16 protein-coding genes and 1 pseudogene are annotated in these 18,318 nt (G+C 66.2%); 13 read left to right on the plus strand and 4 right to left on the minus strand.

The features are described 5' to 3' along the window. Window positions 1-254 precede the first annotated feature (254 nt). The 5 genes from ACFV9C_RS41720 to ACFV9C_RS41740 all read left to right on the plus strand — a co-directional run bounded on the left by ACFV9C_RS41720 (window position 255) and on the right by ACFV9C_RS41740 (window position 6,253). Complete coding sequence (locus ACFV9C_RS41720; protein WP_380203049.1) at window positions 255-1,061, plus strand: hypothetical protein; 807 nt, start codon at window positions 255-257, stop codon at window positions 1,059-1,061. Between the two features lie 621 nt (window positions 1,062-1,682). Continuing rightward, complete coding sequence (locus ACFV9C_RS41725; RefSeq protein ID WP_380203051.1) at window positions 1,683-2,147, plus strand: hypothetical protein; 465 nt, start codon at window positions 1,683-1,685, stop codon at window positions 2,145-2,147. A 131-nt stretch (window positions 2,148-2,278) separates the two neighbouring features. Then, a complete protein-coding gene (locus ACFV9C_RS41730; RefSeq protein WP_380203053.1) occupies window positions 2,279-3,979 on the plus strand; it encodes a tetratricopeptide repeat protein in 1,701 nt (566 codons plus the stop codon). A 1,357-nt stretch (window positions 3,980-5,336) separates the two neighbouring features. After that, window positions 5,337-5,576 (plus strand): hypothetical protein, encoded by a 240-nt coding sequence (locus ACFV9C_RS41735; protein ID WP_380203055.1) that lies wholly within the window; start codon window positions 5,337-5,339, stop codon window positions 5,574-5,576. 56 nt (window positions 5,577-5,632) lie between these two features. Further along, a complete protein-coding gene (locus tag ACFV9C_RS41740) occupies window positions 5,633-6,253 on the plus strand; it encodes a 2'-5' RNA ligase family protein (protein WP_380203057.1) in 621 nt (206 codons plus the stop codon). On the opposite strand, the gene ACFV9C_RS41745 is transcribed toward ACFV9C_RS41740, so the two are convergent. Beyond that, window positions 6,246-6,476, minus strand: a complete 231-nt coding sequence (locus ACFV9C_RS41745) for a hypothetical protein (RefSeq protein ID WP_380203059.1) — start codon at window positions 6,474-6,476, stop codon at window positions 6,246-6,248. The genes ACFV9C_RS41740 and ACFV9C_RS41745 overlap by 8 nt on opposite strands. Window positions 6,477-6,695: 219 nt before the next feature. On the opposite strand from ACFV9C_RS41745, the gene ACFV9C_RS41750 reads away from it, so the two are divergent. Together ACFV9C_RS41750 and ACFV9C_RS41755 are read left to right on the plus strand one after the other, a co-directional pair. Next, window positions 6,696-7,145, plus strand: coding sequence for a hypothetical protein (locus ACFV9C_RS41750; protein ID WP_380203061.1), 450 nt, complete (start codon window positions 6,696-6,698; stop codon window positions 7,143-7,145). Then, window positions 7,142-8,026 carry a phosphotransferase family protein gene (locus ACFV9C_RS41755; protein WP_380203063.1) on the plus strand — a complete coding sequence of 295 codons (885 nt, stop codon included), beginning with the start codon at window positions 7,142-7,144 and terminating at the stop codon, window positions 8,024-8,026. Before ACFV9C_RS41750 ends, ACFV9C_RS41755 begins: the two co-directional genes overlap by 4 nt. Before the next feature lie 1,210 nt (window positions 8,027-9,236). Here ACFV9C_RS41755 and ACFV9C_RS41760 read toward each other — a convergent pair. Continuing rightward, a complete protein-coding gene (locus tag ACFV9C_RS41760) occupies window positions 9,237-10,685 on the minus strand; it encodes a hypothetical protein (protein WP_380203066.1) in 1,449 nt (482 codons plus the stop codon). Window positions 10,686-11,293: 608 nt separating this feature from the next. On the opposite strand from ACFV9C_RS41760, the gene ACFV9C_RS41765 reads away from it, so the two are divergent. Next, entirely contained in the window at window positions 11,294-11,566 is a 273-nt protein-coding gene (locus tag ACFV9C_RS41765; RefSeq protein WP_380203068.1) for a hypothetical protein, read from the plus strand. Window positions 11,567-11,774: 208 nt separating this feature from the next. Beyond that, entirely contained in the window at window positions 11,775-12,476 is a 702-nt protein-coding gene (locus tag ACFV9C_RS41770; RefSeq protein WP_380203070.1) for an Abi family protein, read from the plus strand. Between the two features lie 72 nt (window positions 12,477-12,548). Here ACFV9C_RS41770 and ACFV9C_RS41775 read toward each other — a convergent pair whose 3' ends face one another. Then, window positions 12,549-12,908 (minus strand): hypothetical protein, encoded by a 360-nt coding sequence (locus ACFV9C_RS41775; RefSeq protein ID WP_380203072.1) that lies wholly within the window; start codon window positions 12,906-12,908, stop codon window positions 12,549-12,551. Between the two features lie 422 nt (window positions 12,909-13,330). Here ACFV9C_RS41775 and ACFV9C_RS41780 point away from each other — a divergent pair, with 422 nt between their 5' ends. The 4 genes and pseudogenes from ACFV9C_RS41780 (at window position 13,331) to ACFV9C_RS41795 (ending at window position 17,211) form a co-directional block, all read left to right on the plus strand. After that, window positions 13,331-14,836 carry a serine/threonine-protein kinase gene (locus tag ACFV9C_RS41780; protein ID WP_380203074.1) on the plus strand — a complete coding sequence of 502 codons (1,506 nt, stop codon included), beginning with the start codon at window positions 13,331-13,333 and terminating at the stop codon, window positions 14,834-14,836. A 208-nt stretch (window positions 14,837-15,044) separates the two neighbouring features. Beyond that, on the plus strand, window positions 15,045-15,617 hold the full coding sequence (locus ACFV9C_RS41785) for a hypothetical protein (protein ID WP_380203076.1): 573 nt from the start codon (window positions 15,045-15,047) through the stop codon (window positions 15,615-15,617). Between the two features lie 516 nt (window positions 15,618-16,133). Then, a pseudogene (locus tag ACFV9C_RS41790) lies at window positions 16,134-16,295 on the plus strand (competence protein CoiA family protein); the annotation flags it as partial. Window positions 16,296-16,383: 88 nt separating this feature from the next. After that, the gene (locus ACFV9C_RS41795) at window positions 16,384-17,211 is read left to right on the plus strand and encodes a hypothetical protein (RefSeq protein ID WP_380203132.1); all 828 of its coding nucleotides are present in this window, start codon (window positions 16,384-16,386) and stop codon (window positions 17,209-17,211) included. Between the two features lie 760 nt (window positions 17,212-17,971). Here the strand turns inward: ACFV9C_RS41795 and ACFV9C_RS41800 are convergent. Continuing rightward, a complete protein-coding gene (locus ACFV9C_RS41800) occupies window positions 17,972-18,262 on the minus strand; it encodes a helix-turn-helix domain-containing protein (RefSeq protein ID WP_380203079.1) in 291 nt (96 codons plus the stop codon). Between the last annotated feature and the right edge of the window lie 56 nt (window positions 18,263-18,318).

Raw genomic sequence — 18,318 nt, forward strand, 5'->3', positions numbered from 1 at the left:
CGGTCGCCGCACATCTCCAGGTCATCGCGAACAACCTACCCGCGTGCGGGACCCTCGCAGAGCCACCGTGCCGCCCGTACCGCCTTGAGATCAGCACTGCGGACAGTTTCGTCCTTAACCGACTCCGCCGTGCTGGCATTGTGCAAGGAGGCTGATCGGGGGCGTCCCACACACCCGACGGATCCCGCTACCGGACCGGTGGCCCCGATCAAGCGGTCCGCCGCGCAGCCTCTGTGGCTGGATAGTCTCGGGCCATGACCGATGAGAGACGCGGGCTATCGCGTGCATCTGCCGGCATCAGGACGCACCGTGGTAGGTCTTCGCGGGTGTTGATCGCCCCTATCGCGATGGCAGCCCTCGTCGTCGGCCTGCTGATCGTCTTGGCCAATCGTGGAGGCGCCGACCACGCCGCCATCCCTCCCGCACCGATGTCACCGGACGGAGGGTCTGCGACCGGCCCGGCTGCAAGGCCATCGCCGACCGATTCCGTGAGCGCAACCGCCTGCAGCCTCCCTGCAGGCGGTCAGACGGTGCCCAGCACCGCGATCATCGGGGCGTCCTGGAGCCTGGTGAACCAGGTCGCTGTTCCCGGCGCCGATGCGTACGGTCCGCAGTGGACGGATCCCGATGGACTACGTCGTTGCTTCGCGCACTCGCCGGTCGGAGCGGTGTGCGCGGCCTACAACCACCTCGCGTCGATGTCGATCCAGAACGACACGACAGGCGCAAAGACCTTCCCAATTCTTCGCCGCATCATGGTGCCTGGAAAGGACCTCGAGAGCTACATCTTGTGGCTCCAGACCGCACCGGAAGATACCAGCGACACTGACGGGACCGTCGGCGTCCAGCTGACAGGTTTCAAGATCCTGGACGCGACGGGTGACCGCGTGACCCTTTTGGTTGCCGCCCAGGCCGGCGCGGGCTACGCATCGTCGACCTGGACGATGGTATGGCTCGGCGGAGACTGGAAGGTCCGTCCTCCGCAGCCCGGTGAGCGCGCGGGCGAGCCGTACACCGCCATCCATGATCTGAGCGGCTTCGTCCCGTGGCGGGGTGCTTGACGTCGGTCGATCGCGGCACCGCAGGTTTGCTGCTTCAGGACGCCCTGTCGGTTGCCATAGCCAACTACTCATAGAGTGTTCATTCGAGGAGGCTACTCAGCTGCGGGTGACTCGTAGCTGATGGTCTCCGAAGAGAGATCTGCATGCTGCCCTCACGGCGCCAGTTCACCGCACTCGCAGCAGAAGTAGGGCAGACTGATCAAGAATCATGGTCCTCGCAAGCAAATGCCCAGGTCAGTGAGCCTGCTCCCCGCGGACGCGGGGATGATCCCGCAGTGCAGCGGTGCGGAGCGGAGACCACTCGCTGCTCCCCGCAGACGCGGGGATGATCCCGGACCTGTCGCGTCCGAACGCATCACGGTCCGCTGCTCCCCACAGGCGCGGGGACGATCCCAGCTTGGCAAGCTCTTTCGCGGACGGGTGGTGCCACTCCCCGCGGATGCGGGGATGACCCCCACTGAGCGTGGTGACTCATGCTTTGAGGGGGCGGTGGTGACGGTTCAGAGGTCGCGCCGGCGCCGTCGCAATTCACGAAGATCTGACGTCACAGAACACTCTCAGTGCCAGCCGAACAGCTGGCAGGGGTTGACCGGGATTGAGCGGGGTGGGGAGGATCGTGGGATGGATCCTGTGACGGCTGTGGTGGTTTCGGCGATTGTTGCCGGCGCGGCCGCGGGGGTGAAGGACTCGGCGGCTCAGGCGGTGAAGGAAGCGTACGCAGGATTGAAGACCCTGATCGCTGGCAGGTACCGCGACGTCGATGTGGCGGTGTTAGAGCGTCGCCCTGATTCGGTGGCCAAGATGGAATCATTGGCTGAGGATCTGGAGGAAGCAGGCGCGGCGGGAGACACCGAGCTGGCAGCTGCAGCCGCAGTCGTGCTGGAGGCTGTACAGCTGCATCACCCACAAGCGGTGGTTGGTGTGGATGTGAAGAGTCTTGTCGCCGCCACCTTGGAGATCTCCGACATCAAGTCCACCGCCGATGGTGTGCGACTCGCGGACAGCCGGATCGCGGGCGATGCGAAGATCACGGGAGTACATGCGGGGCTCAAGGAGCCGCCGGACCCCACGGCGGCGCGGTCGTAGCTCCCGCCGCTACCGCGCCTGCCATCCCGGGTGTCGCTGTCAACAATGTAGCGGGCAACACCATCGGCGGAGACCTCATCATCGGGGCCCTGGAGCCGCTTGGCCCTCGCCCGCTCCACGCGCTAGTCAAGGTGTTTGGCAATGACGATCTGCCTGCGGTCGCGCAGCTGAATCCCTACCTGCTTGGGGCCACGAGCTCGGCGTACGGCAACGCACAAAGCCAAAACCAGGACGCCTATGTGAGACGAACCGCCAACCAGCTCGACGCCCGGCTAACGGAGGCGCTGAGCGCTGACCAGCTCGTGATCGTGGTCGGCCCGTCCAAGGCAGGAAAGACCCGCACACTCTTCGAAGCGATCCGCAATAACAACCCGGCCGCAAAGGTGTTGTGGCCCGTGAACGACGGCGTTGTTGAGGTCGCCACTCACCCCCGGATCGCTGACACCGATGATCCGATTGTGGTGTGGCTCGATGACCTCGACGAATACCTGAACGCCACTACCCCACTCACGACAGCCTTGCTGGCACGGCTCTCTGCTCGTGCCGGCCGCACGACAGTCGTGGCGACGCTGCGTTCGGAGAAGCGGGACCAGCTCCGCATCGCCGGCGAGCTCCAGCGCGGCACCCGGTTGCTACTCGATCAGGCGCTCACGATTGACCTGAACCACACCAGCGAGAACCCGGACGAGCAAGCCGAAGCTGCCAACACCTACCCTGACGAGACTTTCGGCCACCACGGGCTGGGCGAGATCCTGGCCGGGGCACGAGACCTGTTGCAGCGTTACGACGATGCGAAAGTACGAGATCCGTTGCAGTACATCGTGACTCAGGTTGCCGTCGACTGGGCACGGATTGGCCGGCCAGGCCCGATCCCCGAACCCACGCTCGCCGAGTTGACTGTGGAGAATCTCCGCTTGACGCGGCCAGACATCGACATCACCAGCGTCAATGTACGCGCAGCAATCGCAGCCGTGCGCACACCTCCGGAGGGCGCAGGGAGGGCGGCGGCGCTGTCCACCAGCTACCTCGACGAACGCACTCGCGGATACCGCCCGTTCGACTATCTCGTTGCCGCTGACGATGGCCAAGATCACCGCGATCCACGCCCGGTGCCGGAAACGTTCTGGGCCGACGCAACTCGCGACGCCGACGCTCGCACCCTGAACATCGTGGCGATCGTCGCCAGCCAGCGGGGCACGTGGAGTGAAGCCATCACCTTGCTGTCGAGGGCTTACATGGCCAACGATGTCGACGCCATGGTCATGTTGGGGCTGCTCATGCTCACTGCCAAGGAGGCGACCGCTGAGGCAGCCGAGGGGGCAGAGGCCCTCTTCCGCGAGGCCGCGGCCGCCGGTCATCCTGAGGCGAAGGTCCAGCTTGGGTCCCTGCTCCTGGAACGAGGAGACGTAGCCGAGGCCGAATCCTTGCTCCGCGAAGCCGCGGACAGCGGACAGCCTGATGCGAGGTTCATGCTCCGGTCAGTGTCCCCCGACGGCGGACAGGCTCATGCGAGAGCCCAGTTGGGGGCTCTGCTCCTGGAACGGGGAGACTTCGCCGGGGCCGAACGTTTGCTCCGCGAATCCGCTGCTGCCGGACATCTCGACGCGAAGCTCCATCTCGGGGCTCTGCTCCTGGAACGGGGAGACATCGCCGCGGCCGAACCTTTGCTCCGCGAAGTCGCTGCTAGCGGAGAGCCAGCGGCGATGGCCCGGCTCGCGCTCCTGATCGTGGAACGAGAGGGTTCCGGAGAGAATGAGCCCATTCCGGAGGAGGCCGGCCTCTGGCTCCGCAGGGCCCTTAAGGGCAGAGGCGCCCTCAAACCGGATCTCTAGCTGGTGGCACATCGGGCCTGAGCGTCTGGAGGTGCCACCTCAGGGTTGACTCGTCCGAGCCAAACCCAGAACCTCGACTGAGCAGGCAACGACATCGTCGCTGGCCACGCCGAGACAGCATGCTCCCTAGTCTGACGCGGAGCCATCCGAGATCCCCCCTGTGCCATGCGGCCTCACCTGGGGCCACCCCAGTACGGAGCCCCTACCCAAGCGATATCTCCCCGCGGATGCGGGGATGATCCAATCACCGCTGACCACGGCAGCAAGAACCGGACGTGTTCCCCGGACCCGGAGACCCTAGTGATGTCCTCAGCATGCCTAGCCAGCGGGTTGAAGCTCGCCGCGACATCCCGGCTCGCGACCGTGCGCTTCGCCTCGAACAACAGCCGGCGCAATGTGCCGTACGGGGAGACGAGATCCGCGACCCAATTACGTGGGGATGATCCGACCGCCACGCCGATTGCCAGGTCGAGCCCGGCGTGACTCCCCGCAGGCGCGGGGACAAGCCGTGCGGGACAAGGCCATCAGCGCCAGGGCGTCGTGCGCAGCTATTGGTTGGCGCAGTGCTTTCAGGGTCACACCGATGAGTCCCGAGCAGGACGTTCTTCCCGACCGCGGGTGCCGCGTCTGTGACGCCGGTGTAGATCTGGTCACCGGTTGACGCAAGCGGCTGGCGTCGCCGCACTGTCCTCAGCGTGCAACTCCTGCGCAACAGTCAACATCCCGTTGTCAACGTCTGCGGGCGGCTGGAGTACCGGTGCGAATCGGTCGAAGTTGAGTCCGAAGAGAAATTGCATGCTGCCCTCACAGCGCGTCTTCACCGCATTGGCAGAAGTAGGGCAGACTGATCACGAATCCCGACTGTCGCAAGCAAACGCCAAGGTCAGTGAGCTGCTCTCCGCGGACGCGGGGATGATCCCAGCCAAGAGTGGTCGAACTCCCACACCCACGGCTGCTCCCCGTGGACGCGGGGATGATCCGTCGGGTCGGAAGCTGTGACCTGTGGCCGATGACTACTCCCCCGCGGACCCGGGGATGATCCGCCGGTCACCGTCGAAGACATCCTTGCTGAGGGCTGCTCCCCTCGCAGACGCGGGGACGATCCTCACATGCTCGGGCAGTTCACCCGTGGGTACCTCTGCTCCCCGCCGAGGCGCGACACCTGGCCGACCAGCTCCAGCCGTCCCCCGATGAGGTCGGCGGGCCGTTCCAGTGCACGACCGGTCGGGCCGCCGGCCTGTGGGCCGACACCCATTTCGGCCCGCACCAGCCCAGCAAGGCGTTGGCGCTCACCTTGGACGGTCTGAAGGCTTTCGAGCGCACCCCAGTGGCAGATCGCAACGCGAGCAGTGAGCGGATGGTGCGGCTGCGGCTGGCCAAGGCACACTTGATGCTCGGTGAGCCGGACGGGGCGGCAGAGGCGCTGCAACCGGTGCTGGAGACCCCGCCGGAGCATCGGGTACGGCCGTTGCTGCGCCGGGTAGGTGAGGTGGCAGCGCTGGCTGCCGTGGAGGGACCGCGGCCGGCTGCCGCGGTCACCACTGGGATCCGGGACAGCATCGCGGACTTCACGTTGCGTGCCACGTCAGCGACCTGACGCGCCACGCCGACCTCACCGCCACGGTGGACCAGGGCAGGGCCAAGATGTCGTGCATGACCGACGTGACGGAACTCCAAGATCACTGGTACTGGCGGCCCGGCTGGAGGGTCGGCCGGTCGTTCTACACCTGGCACATCACGTTCGCTGACTCCCCGGCGGTCGCGACCCTGGCCGACGAGTACGCACCTGCACTGGCTGACCTGCCGGAGTACGACCCGATCCCGCTGGAGTGGCTTCACCTGACCATGCAGGGCATCGGCTTCACCGATGAGGTAGACCGGGAGACCGCCGATCGCGTGGTGGAACTGGCCAGGGCCCGGCTGGCGTCGGTGCCGCCGGTGGACGTCACGATCGGGCCGGCAGTGATCGACCCGGAGGCGCTGAAGCTGCCGGTCCAGCCGGTGGAGCCGTTGATCGCGATCCGTGACGCGATCCGGGCAGCGATCACTGACGTGTGCGGCGAAGTGAGCGAGTCACCGGAGTACCGTCCCCACGTTTCCCTCGGCTACACCAACTCCACCGGCCCTGCACAGCACGCGCTCGACGTCCTGGCCAACCACGAACCCCACACGGCACAGGTCCGGGTAGAAGCGGTTGCGTTGATCGACCTGAACCGTGACCACCGGATGTACCAGTGGACCACCGTTGCCGAGGCCAAGCTCGGCGCTAGTTGACCCTACGGCCAACGCGCAGTTCGGCGTTCAACTGGTTGCCCGATCGTTCCCCGCCCAGCCGGCGGATAGTCGCAAGGTAGCGGTCAGGCCGGAGGGGCAGGGGCTTGGACACGACTTCCCAACGTTGCCCGTCGTCATCGAAGAACACGACACCTTGGGCAACGGTCTCAGCGGCCAGGACGTAGACGCCGATGGCAACGCGGCTGGCCGGTACGTCGTCCATCGCTCCAGGCTAGCCTCGGGCTGCCGATCAGTCGGAGACAGCCGGTGGTTGGTACACGTTGGCCAGGCAGCGCACCACAGCGTCGAACGCCGAACTGCACAGCTGCCGTGGCCAGGAAGGCGAGGTGCCGACAACGTGGATGCGTCATGTCGCCTGACAGCGACCGAGCGAGCCATGCTCCTGGCTGCCCGTGTTCGCGCTCTGGCCAAGCTCGGAAGCGTGCAGGAGACCCTGCGGACGGTCGGCCTGGCCGACGAGCAGTTCGCCCACGCGGATCGCGCCAAGGACCCCGACTGGATGCACTACTACGACCGGGCGCAGCACCTCGGCAACACCGGCCACGCATTGTGGGACCTTGCCGTCCCGGAGGGCGAAGCCGAACAGGAAGCAGCATCCAGGCTGGCCAGCGCGGTCGCCGGCCACACCGAAACCTACGTTCGGTCGCGTGCGATGAGCGGGATCAAGCAGGCGTCGCTATGCATGACGGTCGGCGATCCACAGGAAGCCGCCGTGATCGGCGCGCGGGCGCTCAAGGACGCCCAATCCCTGCGCTCGCGCCGCGCTGCCGACGACCTCCGCGATCTGGACCGCCGCCCCACAGTGTTCGATCGGGTCGACGAGGTCGCCGAGCTCCGCCACGACATCCGCAACGCACTGGCCGCCTCGTGACCGTGCCACCTTCGGAGGTACTGCTCAAACGCGCCTGCGCTCAAGTTGGCCTGTCATCGTTCGGCGCAAGGCCAATCCGGATTGGTGAGAACGCGATCTACAGCCTCCCAAGCCGAGTCGTGGTGCGCATCGGACGAAGTGGGCAGGCAACTGCTGCCGCCAAAGAGGTAGCCGTTTCCCGCTGGCTGGAGTCGGCGGAAGTGCCAGCAGTCAAAGCCTTTCCCGACATAGATCAGCCACTCGTCATCGATGGCTCACCAGTCACTTTCTGGCGCGAGCTTCCCGAACACCGTCACGGCACACCACCCGAAGTCGCCGCCGTACTCAAACGGCTACACGCCAGTCCGCTACCGACAGACTTCGAGCTTCCGGCACTCACGCCGTTCGTTCGCCTCGCCGAGCGCATTGACCGCGCCAAGACCCTCGCCGACGACGATCGCGGCTGGTTGCGCCACCAACTCGCCCAGCTCACGAAGGCCTTCGCCGAGCTTCCGGCCGGCCTGCCACGGTGCACGATCCACGGCGACGCCTGGGCAGGCAACGTCGTAGTAACGGCCGACGGGCCGGTCCTCCTCGACCTGGAGCGATTCTCGCTCGGACCGCCCGAATGGGACCTGGTCAGCACGGCCGTTCGGTTGAGCACATTCGGCACCATGACGGCCAAGGACTACGAGAGCTTCGCCGCGGCGTACGGACACGACGTGCTCAAGTGGGACGGATTCGACGTCCTGCGCGACATCCGTGAGCTGCGCATCACCTGCTACGCCGCCCAGCGCGCCAGCGAGGAGCAATCGGTCCGTGCCGAGGCAGCATTGCGAGTTGCGTGTCTCCGCGGCCTACGCGGGCCACGACCGTGGCCGGATTGGAAACCCCTGAGCTGACATTGAATGGCCGCATGACTGTGTCCCCGCTTCCGCGGGGTTGATCCGGAAACTCCTGGCGAGTTCTTCGAAGGCCAGACGTCCTCCTACAACACTCGGGGGCTCACGATCAGGCCGACGCACTTGTGACGGTGCACGCCGCTCGCGCGTGCCTATCGTACGGCGCGTAATCCCCGCGTACGCGGGGATGATCCGGTCGCGTCACGCAGCTGGACCAGGCCGTCGATGTGCTCCCGGCGGACACGGAATGATCCGGGCAGCAGCACCACGGAGGCGAAGAATGTCTGATACTCCCTGCGGACGGATTGTCCCGGCTTGCAGCCGGTGGTCTTGGTGCCGATCTGCTCCCCCGCGAACGCAGGGATGATCCCACCATGAAGGAGATCCACGACCTGCAAGTAGCGTGCTCCCCGCGGCCGCGGGGACGATCCGCCTGAAGACTGGGTAGCGTTCTTCGGAATGCTGTGTTCTCCGCGGATGCCCTGGGATGGCTCGTTGCCAGGGACCCACTAGCCCCGCAGCGCTTGAAACTCCCTAGCGGACGTGGGGATGATCTCGGCCCACTTGCCCTCCCTGCCGCAAAGCAGTGATCTGGCTGGGAGAAGGCCCACGGCTCACGAAACCCTCCAGCGGCCACGGCGACGACTGACCAGCAGTACGTCCGGGCGACCAGCTCCGCGCAAAAGCTTGCCTCGAACCCTTCCTCGCGGACGCGGGGATGATCCCATCGGCAGGATCAGGTACCAGTGCTGCTCCCCGGCAGACGCGGGGGTGACCCAGACGTCTACTGCGCGATTGGCGGCACCATTGAGCCTTCCCCGCACACGCGGGATGCTCCCAGCGTGACCGCGATCGTTATTCCGATGATCAGCTGCTCCCCGCGCACGCGGGGATGATCCAGCCACCTTCAGGTTCGGGTGACGCTTCCTCACCTGCTCCCGCGGACGTGCGTCGTGCGGTGGGACGCTGCGCTGCACAGACGGCGCCTTGCCCTGGCCGGCGCGGTCTGCCGGCATGTGATCTCCGAGGCGGATGGCCCGCACGTGAACGGGTCCGGGCGATGAATCGACGCCTGTTGATCCGTTGTTCCTCGCACGGACGCGGGGCTTCAGCGACAGGGGGCGCAACGTGCCGCACCCCCTGTCAAATTCCGTGAATCGACCCAGACATCACGAGTGGGCAGGCCCCGTTCTGGTGTTCACCGTGCTTCCTAGGTGGCTCGCTCGGCCTCGAGTTGCCTGCGGGTCAGGGCGGTGCCGCGCGGCCACTTCATGCTGACCAGCTGCCGCAGTCCTTCGTTCAATTCTTCTGTACCGGACGCCGATTCGGCGTTGATGTCGTCCAGGAGGAGTGCGATGGTGCGGGCGAGGGTTGTCGGTCCTCCGCCGCCGTATCCGTAAGCGACGCCGCGGCCGTGCTGCCGTGGCACCGGGTACAGTTCGCCGTCGGTTGTGCGGATCCACAGCGTCTGGCCGAGGATCAGTTCCTGCAGTGGCGCGGTGGCCGGAATCCGGGCCGGGATCGCGGCGGCGATTCCGGCGTCGTACTTGTAGCGAACTACAGGTGCGTCAGTGCGTGGGTCGACGAGGTAATTCTCGACCCGGTCGGCATCGAACACTGCGAACATCGCCGGCAACGGCTCCTGGGCGGGCTCGAGGCCAGCGAGCCACTCAGCCGCTGCGGCATCGTCGGCGTCAGGGGCGAAGCCGTCGACGTAGGAGCAGGGGAAGTCTTTTCCACCGTCCCACTTCACCTTCTCGCGCACGCAACTCCACGACAGGGTGTCGGGGTTCCCGAGGATCTGGGCCCACGCAGCGCGCCGTACTACTTCAGGTACCTCAGTGACGGTGTCGTCGCCGGCTGCCGCGACCGCGGCGATCTGGATGTGCCCCAGACGATACGCCTCGGTTTCGCTCAGGCGGTCGATGTCACGCTCGACTTCGGCCCGCGACAGCTGACGCTGTTCGCGGGCAAACGCCGTGAGCGTCACGCTGACCGGGCTGCCGGCCTCGTGATCTGCGACGGCGCGCAGCAGCACCCCGACATCAACCTCGTCGATCGGAGAGGTCATCATCTGCGCCGCTCCGGGCTGCCAGCCCAACATCTCCTCGGGCTTACGCAGTGCCAGCGGCCACCACGGCACCGGCCCAGCGAGAATCTCGGCCAGGTCCGTCCATTGGGGCTCGTAGACACGGTCGGTCGCATGCCGATCGACGGCCTTCAGTTCCGGCCCGTCGACGTCGAACAGTTCAAGCCCGATAACGATCGAATCCAGTTCGGGCACATCGGCCAGGATGCGCCGCAACGAACCCCCGGTGAGGTCCGGCGAGCTCCCGAATGGTGTGTAGGTGAGGCCGAAGGTGAAAGCTCCGGGAACCTCCCAGATCAAGACGGCGTGCCCGCGGCTCGTCACCACCCGGCTGAACTCCGACGAGGCATCTGGCCCAGGGCGGCGGAAGAACACCGGCGCGCTCTTCTCGATGCCTCGTCCGGCCTGCGCGGCGTAGCGCAGGATCGATGCCTCAGTGAAGTAGTCCTTGTTGCCCTCCTGGACGGCCGGGGTAGGAAAGGCTGGGTCTGTTTTGCGTAGTTGCCACGCTCTGGGACGGGACACACCGAGCAGTTTTGCGATATCGGCCATGGAGAGCCGCTTCGACATCCACCATCTCCTCAGATTGAACTTACGGTGCCCGTAAGTTTCTAGTTACGCTATCCCCCTCAAGTCACTTACGCAAACCGTAAGCATGATCGGTTTGGAATCTCGGCGGGATGTGAGCGATGCGCGGCAGGCCGGGTACGCGCCGGGTCCGGGCCTGCATCGCCCCTCCCGAGTCACAGATTGCGAGAACGGTTGCCCTCTTCACCGGCCGGTATGGTCATCACCATGGCCGCCTTTCGTCGTCGTCTCGACGCGCCGAGAGTTGGCCTGACGGTCCGCTCACCTCGGAGGCAGACGGTGTTCGTGTTCCCCTCAGATGCGGGGATGTTCCGCGGAATAGGTCGGCTGCGCCGCAGTGCCTCGGGCGCTCCCCGCGGACGCGGGGATGATCCCATCACGCCATCAGGATCGTTCAGCAGTTCGGACTGTTCCCCGCAGGGGCGGGGATGATCCGCCTGGGACGTCTACTCGTCCTCGCTGCTGTCCTGCTCCCCGCGAACGCGGGGATAACCAGGACATGAACAGGGCGGCCATGGGCCGAGGCCGGACTCCCCGGACGGTCGAGGAAGGCCCTCGAAGCCGCGCGGCACTCGGAAAGGGATGCTCCAATGAAGTCTCAAGTGACGTACCGGGTACACGTAACCCATGAGGACGGGCAGTGGCTGGCCGACGTTCCACAGCTCGAAGGGGCGCACACTTACGCGCGCAGTCTCGCCGCACTCGACCGGTACATCCGAGAGGTCATCGTCCTCGCCGCCGACCTGCCCGACGACGCCATGGACTCACTCGATCTGGACTACACGTACAACGTTGCCGACCCGCTGATCGCCGACGCCGTCCGCGCCCACCACGAGCGAGCGGAGCTCCATGATCGCGAATGAGGCCTGACTTTGACCCTGACGACAAGAACTGGAGGTGCTCCCCCTCGACTTGGGGATGATCCGTCGACCAGGTGCTCTGGGGCGATCGCCATGTTCAGAGGCCGCCGGGCCGGCCGGAGACATAGCTAAGCCCCGCGGTGCCTAACACAACATCAAAGTTGGCCAGAGGGCAGTTAATCCGCGGGGCGATACCGCTACTCTACCCGGGGTGCAACCACCTGTTCAACCTGCACTCTCCCACGGCGAGTTCGAGAGCTGGCTCAGCCAGCCCCGCGCGGACCGGTATCTGAGCCACTGCAACGGGGACATCGCCGTCGCAATCGAACTCTACTTCTGGAACTCCAGACTCGCAGCGGCCGCCTTCAGCGACACCTGCCACCTGGAGGTCGCCCTGCGCAACGCGTATGACCGCCAGCTCTCAGCGCGCTACCCGGACTGGGCGGTCGACCCCGCCAGCGATCTGTTCACCCGGACCCAAGGCATTCAGGCCGCCGTACGGAAGCAGGCCGAGCTGAACCGCCGCAGCCAGCAGGCACTCGTCGATGCGCGCCGCGGGCTGGGTTCCAACCCGCAGCACGGCAAAGTCGTCGCTGCCATGACCTTCGGGTTCTGGACCAAGATGACCGACCACCCTCGCACCGCCCTGTTTTGGAACCCGATGCTGTCACGTGCGTTCGCCGGGTCACCCCAGCGAGCCGCCGTGCACGAGCTCGTTTCCCGCATCAACAAGTTCCGCAACCGGCTCGCCCACAACGAACCCGTCTTCTCCACCCGAACCGGTCTGCACGACCGCTTGGCCGACGCCGAGGCACTCTTGAACCTCATCTCCCCCGCCACCGCAGCCGTTGTCAAGGCCAACTCGCCAGTGCCCGCGATCATGGCCAGCTGTCCCGTCAGCAACCTCGTGTAAACCCGACCAGCCGCGCCGGCGGAACGTTCGACGTCAAGCGTGCTCCGCCAGCTCCGCGCCCGGATCTAAGACTTAGCGACTCTCAACGTCAGCGGCCCTTCCTTGCGCAGGTGTCTTTGTGCGTTTGACGTCACCTACCCAATCGATGAAGGCATCGCTCCTGGCTTGGCGGTGCCTACGGGCAATGCGCGTCAGGCGGTACAGCAAGCCGGCGGCGGCCAGGCCGAGCACGATCGCAGCACACACGAAGTAGGTCCCGTCTCCGTGAGTTGCCCTGGCCAGAAAACACCCACAGCTGGCTGCAGCCAGGCCGAGCAGGATCTCTGCGCGCCGAAGCGCGGGAACGAAGTGTCGATCGATCTTCAGTAGGGCGAATGTCAGCCCGAGCGTCGGCCGCACTCGCGGCTCGTCCTCCGCCAGTTCGTTGCCCATCTCATGTCTCCTCTTCACCAAAGTGGGTCGGCCACGACGAACGCCTTGTCCGGCCTCCCAGAGGTCGGACGGCACCACGTGCTGACCGGTTCCGATGGGTCGGTGGTGGTGTGCTTCGTCATCGAGCGTTTCGTCCCGCTCATCTAGGTCGCCCGCTTTCGTGTGGGTCCTGGGACTGCGGAGCACGATCACACCCGCGGGGAACCACGAGACTCGGAGCCCAGAATCGCCATCCGCCAACCCGGAGACCTGATCTCGTCCGTCCCATCAGTCACACAAGTAACATCAGCCTCAGAACACGTCTCATATTGGGCGCCCAAAGTCTGCGATCTGGCGATTCTCGACAGCTGATGCGGGTTGATGGCGGGGCGTGCGTCGCACCAGTACGATGCGGCAACGTATCCAAAGGAGGGGCCGGGGGGATGATGGAGCGGCTCACCAACGAGGATCCGGCGACGCTGGGACCGTACCGGCTGATCGCACGGATCGGGCAAGGCGGCATGGGTGTCGTCTACCTTGCCGAGGCCGGCGCCGGGAATGTAGCGGTCAAGGTTTTGCGGGCAGAGCTGGCTCGAGACCCAGCGTTCTTGGCGAGGTTTCGGCGAGAGATCGCGGTCTGTCAGCAGGTCGGCGGGGTGTGCTGTGCGCACTACCTTGACGCCGATGTCGACGCCTCACCACCTTGGCTCGCAACTGAGTACGTCACAGGACCCACGCTGGCAGAACATGTCGGCGGCCGCGGCCCGGTCTCTGATCTGATGCTTGTCGGGCTCGCGGCCGGCATCGCCGAGGGGCTCGTAGCCATTCACCGCGTCGGCTTGGTTCACCGGGATCTGAAGCCAGCGAATGTGATTCTCAGCCTGGAGGGTCCGCGGCTCATCGACTTCGGGATCGCCCATCACGCCGACGCGACCGCACTGACCGCGCCGGGCACAGTTGTCGGGTCGCCCGGCTGGATGGCTCCGGAGCAACTCCGCGGAGACAGGATCGGGCCGGCTGCAGACGTGTGGGCCTGGGGAGCAACCGTCGCGTACGCCGCCACCGGGAAGTCGCCATTCGGTTCGGGATCGGCACCTGAGATCGCCCAGCGGGTCCTGGCTGGCCTGCCTGATCTGACCGCAGTTCCGGAGTCACTTGCCGGGCGTGTGCGAGCGGCTCTCTCTCCCGATCCAGCCGATCGGCCATCTGCGGCCGACCTGATCGCTGACGCAACGACGCCGACGTCCCCGGATGCGATCACCACGGTGCTGGCCGAGACATGGAGGCCTATCGGCACGCTGCTCCTCACCCAGCCCACCCACCAACCTGCCGGGCTGGCGAACGGTTCGACTGCCGGCAACCACCGCAGGCGATGGCTGGTCCCTGCCGGCGCTGCCGCGGCGGTCGCAGTCGTGGCCGCTCTCGGCGCAGGCCTTCTCCACGACAGGCAGGCGTCGACGTCGCACCAACCCACCACCCAGGCCGTGACTCCCCCGGCCGTCTCGACCAGCACACCTGCACCCCAGCCATCCCCGTCGGCACAGACGTCGCTGGCGTCTTTGCCCCAGACCGTGGCCACCACCAACCAGTGGTCCATGGCCAAGTTCCGGCCATCTGCGACTGAGGCATCAATGTCTGGCACATTTCGAGCGTTCTCGGACCGGCCCAACTACATCGCGAACTTCCCTCTCACGATGAACGGGTGCGCCTCCCGAGCCATGAGGACCCACTGGCGCACCCTCGGCCAAAAGGTCACCGTCGGAACGATGTACTACTCGGACACGCCAGACACCGCGACCGCGTCAGACGCAACGAACCTGACGACCGCGACGAGCGGATGGATCGATACCGGCGGATGTGAACAGCCGGCCTTCTTCGTGCCTCACGGCTCAGCGAGCACCCTGGTTGACATCGCCTTCGAGACTCGCATCTACGACGCTGCCCCTTAGACGCCCGGGCGACACGAACATCTCGATCCCGGCGAAGCGCGACCGAGCTGCCGGCTTTATGACGCTAGAGCGGTAGCTGCCGAAGTGGATCCAGGAGCCAGGCGACGACTGATCGCCCGGCTGTTGCGTATCTAGCCCACCTCCGGCGACCGACCGTTCAGCGCCGGTCGGCGTTGCTCGCCCAACGGCTTTCGCACATCGTGGAGTGGTGGACACCGACGCCGCGCTGGTCGAGCTTTACGGGCCGCAGCCCGAGCATTTCATCGCAGCGCGCGACGAACTCGCGAAGGCAGTCGGGGAAGGGGATGGTCACGCGGCCGCCACCATCCGGATGCTACGCAAGACCACCATCGCGGCCTGGCTTGCCAACCAGCTCGTCCGCGTTGACCCGGACGGTGTCCACGCGCTCACAGAGCTGGGTGAGCAGCTACGCGAGACCTACCTGTCGACCGACAGCGCACGTCGGCGCGAACTCACGCGTCAGCGCCACGATCTCGTCGCTCACCTCGTGCAGGTCGCCCGCTCAAGGGCAGCCTCCGACCGCCGGCTCACCGGCCAAACCGTGGAGCGGCTCACCGAGACTCTCGACGCCGCCTTGGTCGACCCTGCCGCGGCACAGCTGCTCCGCAGCGGGCAGTTGACCAACGCTCTGCGCCACGTCGGCTTCGGTGTCGTCGACGAGAACAACAACCCCGCACCGCTTGCGCCAGCCCGGCCACGAGTCGTCCACCGCCCCCAGTCTCGACGCAAGACCACGACTGCTCGCTACCATCGGGGATGACCGGTCAGAAGCTGCCTCAGTTCAGGTCGGCCTGCGTGCTCCCAGCCGACGCGGGGATGATCCGCACCACTCGATCCCGGACCTTCCCCGGCTCGGCTGCTCCCCGCGGACGCGGGGATGATCCGCCTGCGCCGGCCTCCACGGCGAAGTGCCATCGACGAGTGTCTCGGGCTGCGTATCCGGCCGTTGCTGTAGGGCACTTGGTGATCAGCTTCGAGTGAAGCAGCGCGCCGACATGCGACACCGCGATTCGATGAACTCGTCGACGTTCCGCTCGACCCGATTGACGGCTGACGCGCGCCTGACGCGTCACACACCAGTCGCAACTGCCCCACCAACCTCAGAACACATCTCAGATAGACCACCCGAAATCTGAGATCGAGCGATTCCCAACACAGATACGCGTCCCCGGCCGGAAACTGTCGGAGGTGCCTGGGATCCTTCCCCACGCCGGAGTGGCCGGCCGTGACGCATCGCAGGCGGAAGGTGGTCTGAGGAGTGCTGTACGCGAATACGGTGGCCGGCGCCAACTCCGAACCTGCGCCCGGGTCGCTGGGCACGTGCCCGGTCTGCGACGGGCCGGTGCTGGCCAAGTGCGGGCAGATCAACGCCTGGCACTGGGCGCACGAGGCCGGCCAGGACTGTGATCCCTGGACCGAACCACTCACGGACTGGCACCGCGCCTACCAGCGGCTCGTTCCGGCCGAACGCTGCGAGGTTTTCATGGGCAAGCATCGCGCCGACCTCGTGGCTCCTCGCGGGAAACGTGGTCGAACTGCAGCACAGTTCGATCTCGGCCGAGGACATCGCCAAACGCGAGGCCCACTACGGCCGCGGCATGGTGTGGTTGTTCGATGCACGCCGAAACTTCCAGCGCGAGCATCTGAACCTTCGGCGCGGCGACAACGGTGACTACGTAAAGTTCCAGTGGAAGCAGGCCCGACGATCGATCCTGGAATGCCGCCGGACGGTCCTGCTCGATCTCGGTCAGGGTCTCGTGCTCAGTGTGAAGAAGAAGTACGCCGGGCCACCTGTCCGCGGCTGGGGCCACCTCTTCCACACCACCGATGTCTGGAGCTGGCTACGCGACGGCATCCCGCCTACGCCAATCGTTTGGAACGGCGCCGAGTACCGCGACCTGGTCGAGCGGATCATCCACGCCGCCACCTACCTGCGCCAGAGCACCGGAAGCACAGGAAGCGCGGGAGACTCATCAGCGGTGCTCGCCGCTGACGAGACCAGCAGGATCATGAAGGCCATGCTGTTCGCCGGCAACGAACCCCGAGACGAGATGCGCTCGGCCCTTGTCGACGCTCACCGCGGTGGCATCGATCTCGACCAACTGCATGACCACATCGGTCTCAGGGGCCGCTGGGACGTGCCCGGTCAACTCACCGTGCTCTGCTGGTGCGGGGCAACACACCGCTTCCAAGTAGGCCCCACAGACTCTCGCCAGTTCGACACCTGGAGTGCAACCCAGACCTGGCCACAGACCATCCCGGCCCGCTGCCCACGCCAACCCGGGCGCAGCAGAACGGTGACGATCAAGAAGCCACCGCCGACAGCCGCCTGGTGGGAAGGGCTCTACGGGTGATCGCGACCGCCGGCGCACCTGGACCGATCAGCTCCAGGTGGGCAACGTTCGCAACGCCCGCTGCCTCTGCCAGCTGCGCGCGGACCGTCGCGCCAACCGCCAGACACCTACCGGGAAACTTCGTTGAAAGCTCGCAACCCGGCCAGGCTTTCGCCGTCGTATGGCGAACAGCGCGGCCACTCAAGCAGGTCACAGAGTCACGCGGGCGATGAACGAGGTCGGCCCAAGGATGCTCAAGCCCCGAGGACCACGGCCGTCCGGCCGGGGCAGGCCCACTTCTTGGAACTCAGCAGCCCGCCAGTCACCTGCACGGGAAGAGCGCCGCACACGCCATAGACCGCTCAGACCTGCTCGCGGAACGCCCCCATCTCATGGAGAATTGTGGGGCGAGCTCGAAGAATCGCGAGGTCAGATAGTGTGCTCCCCGCAGACGCGGGGATGATCCCCCCATCCGCACCGACGCCGTTTGCAGCTTCCGGTGCTCCCCGCGGACGCGGGGATGACCCGGCGCGTGACGACTGGGACGCCTACATGGTGCACTGCTCTCCGCCGACGCGGGGATGACCCGGCTTCTTCACCGAAGCCGACCCGTACGTCCTCCTGCTCCCCACGAACGCGGGGAGGACCCGGAGATGGTTGCCCAGGTGGAGGTGACGGTTTCCTGCTCCCGCCGCGGACGCGGGGAGGACCCGTTCATCGACAAACCCCTCCAGGAGCCCCCGAACTGCTCCCCGCGGACGAGGGCTCGACCGGCCGATGCTCAGGTCGCAGCCGCCGGACGTTGTCGTGGAACCACCTGATCGATCCGGCCCACCCGACCCGCTCGGCGATCACCGTCACCGTGCATGTCTGGCGTCGACGCGAGCAAATGCCGCACTACCGGTTCGAACGGCGTGAACACCGTCGGCACCGCCACCCGCTCGTACTTCGGCAGTCCGTCCGACGCCACCGCCCGCGCCACCGTCGACCTGCCCACGCCCAGGTCCCGCGCGACCTGACGCTGCGGAACACCGTCCGCGACCAGCCGCAGGATCAGAGCCCAATCCTCCACAGAGATTACCCAACCAATCTGTCTGGGTTGCCTCGTTTTCGACCGTCGCACCTGGC

The organism is Kribbella sp. NPDC059898, from assembly GCF_042730855.1.
GTDB lineage: Bacteria > Actinomycetota > Actinomycetes > Propionibacteriales > Kribbellaceae > Kribbella.

What these genes read in the sequence shown, in the direction of transcription:
- ACFV9C_RS41720 (WP_380203049.1), top strand. Translation starts at nt 255, where the DNA reads ATGACCGATGAGAGACGCGGGCTATCGCGTGCATCTGCCGGCATCAGG.
- ACFV9C_RS41725 (WP_380203051.1), top strand. Translation starts at nt 1,683, where the DNA reads ATGGATCCTGTGACGGCTGTGGTGGTTTCGGCGATTGTTGCCGGCGCG.
- ACFV9C_RS41735 (WP_380203055.1), top strand. Translation starts at nt 5,337, where the DNA reads ATGGTGCGGCTGCGGCTGGCCAAGGCACACTTGATGCTCGGTGAGCCG.
- ACFV9C_RS41740 (WP_380203057.1), top strand. Translation starts at nt 5,633, where the DNA reads ATGACCGACGTGACGGAACTCCAAGATCACTGGTACTGGCGGCCCGGC.
- ACFV9C_RS41745 (WP_380203059.1), bottom strand. Translation starts at nt 6,476, where the DNA reads ATGGACGACGTACCGGCCAGCCGCGTTGCCATCGGCGTCTACGTCCTG.
- ACFV9C_RS41760 (WP_380203066.1), bottom strand. Translation starts at nt 10,685, where the DNA reads ATGTCGAAGCGGCTCTCCATGGCCGATATCGCAAAACTGCTCGGTGTG.
- ACFV9C_RS41765 (WP_380203068.1), top strand. Translation starts at nt 11,294, where the DNA reads ATGAAGTCTCAAGTGACGTACCGGGTACACGTAACCCATGAGGACGGG.
- ACFV9C_RS41775 (WP_380203072.1), bottom strand. Translation starts at nt 12,908, where the DNA reads ATGGGCAACGAACTGGCGGAGGACGAGCCGCGAGTGCGGCCGACGCTC.
- ACFV9C_RS41780 (WP_380203074.1), top strand. Translation starts at nt 13,331, where the DNA reads ATGATGGAGCGGCTCACCAACGAGGATCCGGCGACGCTGGGACCGTAC.